This is a genomic window from Pseudooceanicola pacificus (genome assembly GCF_009789075.1).
GTDB lineage: Bacteria > Pseudomonadota > Alphaproteobacteria > Rhodobacterales > Rhodobacteraceae > Pseudooceanicola > Pseudooceanicola pacificus.
In genome coordinates, this window is the sequence record NZ_WNXQ01000021.1 from 1 (window position 1) to 1,557 (window position 1,557).

General features: G+C 61.1%; 1 protein-coding gene. It reads right to left on the reverse strand.

The window, feature by feature from the left end:
• Window positions 1–92 precede the first annotated feature (92 nt).
• The gene (locus GLS40_RS17770) at window positions 93–1,472 is read right to left on the reverse strand and encodes an ISNCY family transposase (protein WP_223870729.1); all 1,380 of its coding nucleotides are present in this window, start codon (window positions 1,470–1,472) and stop codon (window positions 93–95) included.
• Between the last annotated feature and the right edge of the window lie 85 nt (window positions 1,473–1,557).

Sequence of the window (1,557 nt, forward strand, 5' to 3'; positions counted from 1 at the left end):
TGTTGCAACCAAGTAGAAATGTCACCCGGTCTGCAAAGTAGAAATGTCCCACCTGGGCACAGAGGGGAGCAAAGCCTGACAGGGCGGAGACCTCAGATATCGCAGCCCTGGCCGGCTTTGCGGGCCTCCCGCTCGGCGCGTTTTCTTTCGTAGTAGGGTTCCATCAACGAGGGCCGTCCCGTGGGCTTCCGGCCGGTTGGCTCGTAGCGGGTACGCTGCTTTCCCGCCCGGCGTTTCTTGGGTGGGGCCTTGTCCTGTTCGGCCTTGATGTATTCTAGCACGGCGCTCAGGTTCTTGTTCTCGGTGATCGCCGCATGCGTGACGCGCTGGTCCTTGTCGAAGACGGAGTAGGGGAGCGAGACACCTTTCCAGCGGAACTCCAGCCGACCGTCCGGGAACTCGAAGCTGTCGACATACTTTCCGGGCAGCCCGCGCGTGATCTCATTCTCTTGCAGGATGATCCGCAGCCGCGCGTAGGAAAAGGCCAACTGGTTGCCAACATACCGCTCGTCGCGGAAGCACAGAATCTCCGCCAAGCGATCCGGCTCCACATTCAGCGCGCGATGCAGATCGTCCGGGCGGCGCGGGGCCTTGGCGAACCTGGCGTTGTAGCGTTCCATAAAATCCGGAAGGAACGCGTTGGCATCCTCCATATCGGAAATGCCCGCCAGTCGTAGTTCCTTGACCAACCGGTCCTGCAGCGTCCGGTTCGCGCGTTCGACACGGCCCTTGGCTTGGCTGCTGTTCGCGCAGAGGATCTCGATGCTCAGCTCGTTCAACGCCCGGCCAAACTGGGTCATACCGTGCCCGGACTGCGCACCTTGCTGGGCCACACGGAACACCGTGTGCTTGTCGGAGTAGAAAGCGACGGGGCGGCCATGCGCTTCCAGGTATCGCTCCAGCGCGCCGAAGTAGCTGAACGTGCTCTCAGACTTCACGAACTGCAGATGCATGAGTGTGCTGGTGGCATCGTCGATGAAGACCAGCAGGGTGCAGGCCGGGCCGCGATCCTCGAACCAATGATGATCCGACCCGTCGATCTGGATCAGCTCGCCGTAGCATTCCCGGCGCAGACGTGGCTGGTGGAACGTCCGGCGTTGCTTGCGTGAGAGCCACAGTCCAGCGTCCTGCATCCATTTGCGCAGCGTCTCGCGTGACACTTTCAGCCCGTGATCTTCCGCAAGCTTCTCCGACGCAAAGGTCGGGCCAAAGTCGATGTAGGTCTCTCGCACCAGTGTCACCGCAAAATCCCGAACCGCCGGATCGGTCCGGTTGTTCGAGGCCCGGCCGCGCGCCTTGTGCCGGATCGCTGCCGGACCCTCGGACTGAAACGCCCTCAGCAACCTGTGGACCTGCCTGCGGCTCAATCCGAGCAGGTTGGCGGCCGTCACAGCCGTCATCCGGCCTTGGGTCACCTGGCTCAGTACTTCTATGCGGTTCAGCTCGCGCTCGCTCATGATCAACATTCCCACGGACACACTCCAATCCTGCTTGATCAACAGGGAAGTGTGACATTTCTACTTTGCAGATGTGGGACATTTTAACTTTGCGCGTACA